The sequence below is a fragment of the Anaeromusa sp. genome (assembly GCF_028691475.1).
Classification (GTDB): domain Bacteria; phylum Bacillota; class Negativicutes; order Anaeromusales; family Anaeromusaceae; genus Anaeromusa.
Map to the genome: position 1 here is coordinate 1 of NZ_JAQUZF010000113.1, position 7,823 is coordinate 7,823.

General features: G+C 49.9%; 3 protein-coding genes and 1 rRNA gene. 1 reads left to right on the plus strand and 3 read right to left on the minus strand.

Annotated features, from left to right (window positions below):
• Nucleotides 1–92, minus strand: a 16S ribosomal RNA gene (locus tag PHF27_RS12100); the annotation flags it as partial.
• Nucleotides 93–438: 346 nt separating this feature from the next.
• Here PHF27_RS12100 and PHF27_RS12105 point away from each other — a divergent pair.
• Entirely contained in the window at nt 439–2,484 is a 2,046-nt protein-coding gene (locus PHF27_RS12105) for a penicillin-binding protein 1A (RefSeq protein ID WP_300070417.1), read from the plus strand.
• A gap of 265 nt (nt 2,485–2,749) precedes the next feature.
• Here PHF27_RS12105 and PHF27_RS12110 read toward each other — a convergent pair whose 3' ends face one another.
• Nucleotides 2,750–5,122 carry an endonuclease MutS2 gene (locus tag PHF27_RS12110; protein WP_300070420.1) on the minus strand — a complete coding sequence of 791 codons (2,373 nt, stop codon included), beginning with the start codon at nt 5,120–5,122 and terminating at the stop codon, nt 2,750–2,752.
• Complete coding sequence (locus PHF27_RS12115) at nt 5,112–7,598, minus strand: U32 family peptidase (RefSeq protein ID WP_300070423.1); 2,487 nt, start codon at nt 7,596–7,598, stop codon at nt 5,112–5,114. Before PHF27_RS12115 ends, PHF27_RS12110 begins: the two co-directional genes overlap by 11 nt.
• Nucleotides 7,599–7,823 lie beyond the last annotated feature (225 nt).

The window sequence follows — 7,823 nt, forward strand, 5'->3', positions numbered from 1 at the left end:
TATTCTCGGTGTTAAATTCTGGACCGTTCGACTTGCATGTGTTAAGCACGCCGCCAGCGTTCGTCCTGAGCCAGGATCAAACTCTCCGATAAAATCGAAGAACTGATGTCAGCTCTTAGTTTAAAAAGAAATTTTAAATGACTTCCTTCGCCTTGCGGCTAAGGTTGCCTCGCACATCTGGCTTGTTTGCATCGTTCAGTTTTCAAGGAGCACTTGTTCTTTGCCGCCGCTCGCGACGACTTCTGTATAGTATCATGTTAACCGGGTTACTGTCAACACCTGTTACGCAATTTTTAAGACACTTTGTTGGGAACTTGCTTCTTTTCGCAAAACCAAAATGTTGCCTTCTGTTATATAATTGTCAATCCAATCGTAGCAATCCTTGTGGTATAATAGGAAAATAGTTGTTTACTTTGAACCAGGAGGCAAGACAAATTCATGAGAAATGAAAGTACTTCACCACAAACACCCAAACGATCTTTTCGCTGGGGGCGCCTGTTTCTCATTATTTCAATAGTAATGGGCGTCATTTTTGCCGGCGTCGGCTTGGGTTTTGTAACTGCCAGCTATAATACGATGCCTAACTTGCAAAACGACATTCGCCCGGCTGCTTCATCACAAATTTTTGACAGCCATGGCACGCTAATTACTACCGTACATTCCGTGGAAAATCGCGTTCCAGTTCCTTTGAGCAAAGTCCCGCAAAATCTGCAGAATGCTTTTGTGGCGGTTGAGGATGCTCGCTTTTATCAGCACATGGGTGTTGACCCGCGAGGCATTTTGCGGGCGGCTTGGTCTAATGTAACCGGAGGCGGCGTAGCCGAAGGCGGCAGCACCATCACCCAGCAGCTTGCTAAAAACGCGCTTCTTTCACAAGAACGCACGATGAAGCGAAAAATCCAAGAGGCTTTTTTGGCCTTACAAATCGAGCGCCAGTATACCAAACATGAGATTTTAGAAATGTACGTTAATCACATTTACTTTGGCCAAGGCGCTTATGGCGTGCAAACGGCTGCCAAAGTATACTTCAATAAAAATGCCGAAGATTTATCGTTGGCGGAATGCGCTATGCTGGCCGGCATTCCCAAAAGCCCCAATTACTATTCCCCTTTGAATAATTTAAAAGCCGCTAAAGAACGACAGCGGACGGTTTTAGAGCAAATGGTCAAGTACGGCTATATTGATGCCGCTACCGCTCACAGTGCTGCAGAAGCGCCGTTAAAGCTGGCTTCCGGCCAAACCAACAATGACAAGTCCAATAAAACAGCCGCTTATTTTATTGATTATGTTGTCCAATCTCTTATTGATAAATATGGCGCCGATGCCGTTTATAAAGAAGGCTTGAAGGTCTACACCTCCTTAGATTTGACCATGCAGCATGCGGCGGAAAGCGCCCTTACCCATCTGCCATCGTATCGCAAAGATGCAAATGGCATCATGCAGCCGCAAGGAGCGCTGGTAGCCATTGATCCGCGCAGTGGTTACATTAAAGCCATGGTAGGCGGTCGCGGTGACGATCAATTCAATCGCGCCGTAATGGCGGAACGTCAGCCTGGCTCTGTTTTTAAAACCTTCACCTACCTAGCCGCCATTGAAAGCGGCATGACGCCAGCTACAAGCATCAGCGATACAGCCGTGTCTTTTGGCTCCTGGGCTCCCCGCAATTACGACGGACGCTTTTACGGCAACATTTCACTGCGCTACGCTTTAGAACAGTCGCGCAATGTACCTACCGTAAAGTTGGCCAACCAGCTTGGCGCTGATAAACCCTTGTATTACGCCCAGCAAATGGGCATCTCCACCCTAGTATTGCAAGGTCCTACAAACGATAGAAACCTGGCTATGTCCCTGGGCGGCTTAACCAAAGGCGTTACTCCTTTGGAAATGGCCAGCGCCTATGGAGTATTGGCCAACCAAGGTATCCGTTGCGAACCCATTGCCATCGTAAAAGTCGTCGATCGAAACGGCAAAACCTTGGAAGAACATTCTCCTCAGCCCAAAACCATCATCAGCGAGAAAAGCGCCTACATCATAACCGATATGCTTAAAGGCGTTATTGCCCGCGGCACCGGAGCCGGCGCCGCTATTGGCCGGCCAGCAGCCGGCAAGACCGGCACTACAGACAATAACAAAGACGCCTGGTTTGTCGGTTATACTCCTGACTTGGTTGCCGCCGTTTGGATGGGTAATGACACCGAAGGAACTCTTGGAAATATCACAGGAGGTACCGTTCCTGCCGAAATTTGGCGCGGCTTCATGACCAAGGCGTTAGCCTCGACTCCAGCCCGTGATTTCTTACGTCCCCAGGGCGTGTCGGTTCCTCAAGACGCAAGCACGCCGGCCCACCCTGACGACAAAGCAGCTGCTGATAAAAAGCAAGAAGACGATAAGAAAAAAACAACAACCAAGCAGCCGGAGAAAACAACGACCAAACCAACGGAAGCTAAAACAGAAGACAAGAAAACAGATTCCAAAAAGGAATAATAAAGTAAAAGAAGAGCAGTACTGTTTTTGCCGACAGTGCTGCTCTTCTTTTCTAGTTTTTAATATACCAGAATTTATAAAACGAACCGCGAAATACACGAAAAACGCGAAAGGGTTTTATGAAATTATATCGCTTTGCTTTCCTTTGTGTAAATCTTGTAACCCCGTCGCGTCCTCTCTCTACTCACTGTTCAAAAACCGTGTCACTCCTGCGTACCCTCCCGTGACTCCGATTCTCTTGTTCAAAACCCTCGTGCAATTTTTCTTATTTAAGCTGTACCAGCGTAGCGCCGTCGCCGCCTTCGGTTACCTCGCCAATGCTGATGTCCCTAACACCGTGATGCTGCTTTAAATAAGCCCGCACGCCTTTACGCAACGCGCCGGTTCCCTTGCCGTGAATCACATTTATCTTAGTGTGCCCGGCCAGCATGGCGTCATCCAAGAATTTAGCCAGTATTTCTACGGCTTCTTCAATATTTTGACCGCGCACATCGATTTCCCGGGGTACATCCAAGCGTTTGCTCAAAAACGCGGCGGAAATTCGCGGCGCCGCCTTGACCGGAGGCTCCTCCACCTTCCCATCCTCCACGAGAAGACAGGCTTTCAAGGGCACATTCATTTTTAGCGCTCCGATCTGCACCGTCGCCTCCTTAGTATTCCAGGAGAGAATTCTGCCTTTCTGGCCCAGCGTCTTAACCATAACTGCCAAACCTTCCCGCAGCAGTTCCTGTTCTACTGGGCTTCCGGCGACAATCTTGCGGAATTGAGGGCGTGTTCCATCCAGCGCTCCCTGCAGTCTTTCTCTCGCCTGTTGAAACGCGTTCTGCCGCCGCTGCTGATCTTGCTCTTGCGCCTGTTTTTTAATGAGATTGACGCTTTCTTCGGCTGTTTTTCTAGCCTGCCGCAGTAATTCAGCCGCCTTCGTCTTGCTTTGCTCCAATCGCAAGGCGGCTTTTTCTTCCTCTTGACTTCGCTTGGCTTCCCAGCGTCGCTGCTCTTGCTCCCACGAGCGCTGCTGAAGTTCCAGAGTTGCAAGACGTTCTTGATACTCTAACTGTTCTTTTTCCAGCTCCTGCATCATCGCGGCCAAATCCACATGCTGCTGATCCATTAGTACGCGCGCCCTGTCTAATATCGCTTCCGCCAGACCTAAGCGGCGGCTGATGGCGAAAGCGTTGCTGGAGCCGGCCATGCCGATGCGCAGCCGATAGGTCGGACGCAGGGTTTGCACATCAAACTCCACACTGGCATTTTCTACGCCTTCACGGGCATAGGCAAATTGCTTTAACTCGCTATAATGCGTTGTTGCCACAGTCAAAGCGCCGCAAGCCTGCAAATTTTCCAAAATGGACATAGCTAAAGCGGCGCCCTCTACCGGATCGGTGCCGGCGCCGATTTCATCCAGCAAAACCAAATCATCAGCGCCGACTTCTTGCAGAATGCTCACCAAATGCGTCATATGAGATGAAAAAGTACTCAAGCTTTGTTCAATACTTTGTTCATCGCCAATATCCGCAAATACCTGACTGAACATGCAGATGCTCGAACCGCTGTCTACCGGCAAAAACAAGCCAGCCTGCGCCATAAGCACCATGAGTCCCAGCGTCTTTAGCGCTACCGTTTTACCGCCTGTATTAGGACCGGTTATCAGCAGCATCGTATACTCTTCACCAAGAAACAAGTCAATCGGCACAACTTGGGCGGCGTTAATTAAAGGATGCCGGGCCTGACGCAAAGAAAGCCGCTTCGCTTCATTAAAAACAGGCTTAGTGCATTTCCATTGCTCCGCCAGCCGAACCTTAGCCGCCAATAAATCCATCTGTCCTAATAAGCGGCAATTTTCTTGAATACTGTCATTATCGCGTCCCGTAACCGCACTTAAAGACTGTAAAATGCGTTCTATTTCATTGCGTTCAGCGGCAACGCATTGCTTAATTTCGTTGTTCAGCTCTACAATGCTCATCGGCTCAATGAAGACAGTAGCGCCGCTGGCCGATTGATCATGAACAATGCCTGGGAAAAAATGCTTATACTCCTGCTTCACAGGAATTACATAGCGATCACCCCGCATGGTTACCAAAGCTTCTTGAAAATATTTCTGGTATTCTTGAGAACGCAATACAGACTGCAAGCGTTCCTTAACGCGCCCGTGAGCCGTGCGAATGGCGCGCCGCAGTTTGGCCAGCTCCGGCGTAGCGTCGTCGCGCATTTGACCATGCTCGTCAATAACCGCTTCCACCGCCTGTTCTAAACGCTGCAACGAAACAAAACCTTCTGCATACTCGCTTAAAATTGGCGTTTCTTCCAAGCGGTTTAGCAAAAAGCTTCCCAAAATCCGGGCGCTTTTCATTGTAGCGGCGATATTGCGCAGCTCTTCTAGTTCTAAAATCGCTCCTAACGCCGCTCTGCCTGCTGCTTGGCGCACATCATGAATGCCGCCCAAGGGCAGCCGTTCTCCCTGCTCCGCCAAAAAAGCCACTGCTGCAGTTTCTTCCAACGATCGAGCAACGAACTCCGCTTCTACCTGGGGCTGCAGCTTTTCCGCCAGCTCTCGCCCCAGCGAGCACGCAGTCAAGGAGGCTAGGCGGCTTCGAACCTTGTCAAACTCCAATATATGCAATGCTTTTTCATTGATCATGCATCATGACTCCTCTAAAATAGTGCCCGCGCGTAGCGCCCGGCTTTACAGCCGGCGGCGGTAAAACCTGGCCTTTTTGCAACGCAAGCAATTCCCGGCAATAGTCGGCAGTCAAGCGTCGCAACTCCTCCGGACGATACAGACGTCCGTCCAGGCGCAATTGTGATACTCCGGTCTGGCGGAATTGTGTCAGATTACCTCGCAAATCCAATTCTTTAGCATTGAAGATATAGCTGCGGCAGCTGCTGTCTGTAAAAATGGGGAACCGCTCTTCTTTCCGGTCGCGCAAGTAGTAAGCTTCCTTTTGGCGACAAGGCTGGCTGCATGTTCCGGTATGCAACTCTCCAATATAAGAACCCAAGGGGCAAAACTCGGAGACCATCATAGTCAAGCGACCATGCACCAGACATTCACCAGCCAAACTCTGCGGCCAATGAAGCTTGCGAATTTGCTCAAAGGTCAATTCAGGAGACAATGTTGCTCCAACCGCTCCCTGTTCAGCCCAGAAGGCAAGAGTTTGAGAATTAAAATGGCTCAGCGGCGCATCCGCCCAAAAAGCTAGGGTCGGCGTTTTTTTCCGACATAACTCCAACAAGCCTAAATTAGCCAGATATACGCCAGCTATTTCTTGCGACGCTGCAAACGAGAAAACCTGCTCCCAGCGAGACAGCTGCCATTCGCGGACAATACGCGGCGTTCCCAGCCACAGTTCTTTCCCCGATTCCTGGACAGCGCGACAAACGGCAGCGTATTCCTCCGGCCCAGGCGCCGGTTTTACAAAATCTTCGCCTCCAAAAAGAATACCCGAGGCGCCTCCTGCCAACGCTGCCTGAACTTGCGCCAGTTCACTGCATTGTACACAAATTTTTTCCGGCCATTGTTCTTTCGCGATACGCCTTTCGTCTTTGAGCGCTAAACTGCAAGGTCCGGCCGAAAGAGAAGGCCGCTTATAAGAAATCAGTCTGGCTTCTTCCAACGCTTCTACTGCGCGACGACGCATTTCGTTTTGTTCGCTTACAGGCACCATCAGCTCGCCCTGCGCCTTAAACTCCAAATTCTGCAGAGCAAAGGGAGTGTTGCCCAGGCGATCCACTTGCTTACGCACAGAATCAATTTGCAAAGCATGCTTTCTTGCTTCTTCCGCTAAAAAGCCAGTCTCTCCGACTCCCTCATGCCCTTCGTCATCGCGCAAAGTCAAGCGCAGCGGCTGTCCTAATACTGCCTCTACTACTGCCGTCACCGGCACTTTGCGCTGTTCTTTGGCAAAGGAGCTGCGTGCTTTGAGCATTAATTGTGCGTCAAACACCTTAAACGCCCGGTCATTCATTCCTACCGGCGGCATATCCGGAATGGTCACCAGCTCACCTGGTTCAGCCTCTTCTACCAACTTCCCATTTACATACATTTCTTGCATTGTAAGGTTGACACGGCCGCCTACTTTAACCCAAACATCAAGGATATCCCCCTGCCGCAGCGGCTGCTCCAGCTTTAAACACCCTTCCCTTTTGGCGTAGTCATAAGCCACAATGCGTCCCACCCGCAAGCCGCGATTGTTAGGACGACGATCACTCATCATGGTCCGCCCTGGTCGCCCTTGCAAATAAGCGGTAGTAAAATCACGATTAAAGATCTGTTCCAAGTCCCTCTGCAACGGCTCCAAAGACAATGTTTCGCCGCGCAGCGCCGCGTCCAGCGCCTGACGATAGGCGGCGACTACTACGGCCACATACTCCGGCCGCTTCATGCGTCCTTCAATTTTCAAAGAATGAACGCCAGCTTCCAGTAATTGCGGCACCAGTTCCAAGGTATTCAAATCCTTGGGGCTTAGAAGATATTCGCCAACTTCCTGAATTACAGTTCCCTCTTCCGTTTCCAAACGATAGTTGAGCCGGCAAGGCTGCGCACAACGTCCTCGATTGCCGCTGCGCCCCCCAATAAGACTGCTCATCAAACATTGACCGGAATAGGAAATACAAAGAGCGCCGTGAACAAAAGCTTCAATTTCTGCGCCCCCTTCTTGGACGCATTGCTGCAGTTCCGCAAGAGACATTTCACGTGAGACCACCACTCTGGTAAAGCCAAGTTCCCGCAAAAAGCGTACGCCTGCAGCATTATGCACGGTCATCTGCGTACTGGCATGCAACGGCAAATTCGGCACACACGTACGGGCTACCGCCGCTACCCCCAAATCCTGAACCAGCACCGCATCAATTTCGCATTCGTATAAAAAACGCAGATATTCCTGCAGCAGTCTCATTTCACTGTCGTCCACCAATGTATTAACGGTTACATATACTTTAACGTTCCGTAAATGAGCATACCGTACCGCTTCTGTTAGTTCCTCGTCAGAAAAATTGGGGGCATAGGCTCTGGCCCCAAAGGCTTTCCCCGATAAATATACCGCATCAGCGCCATTTTCCACGGCAGCTCGAAACGCTTCAACGCTCCCGGCAGGAGCCAATAATTCACATACCATATATTTTCATTCCCTTCCCTTTCAACAAAGCCATTTTGAACTTTATTGCAACAATCGCTATCATTTTATCTTACCACAAACATAAAACCTTTTTCACTGCTATCTTTTGCCAGCCTTGAGGGAAAATCAGAGAAGCCTGCTATCCCTGCGCAATAAAGTCTTGTGTAACAGCAAAATCATCTCGTTAAATAACCTTCATAAAGTGGCTTTCCTCTATCATTCGCG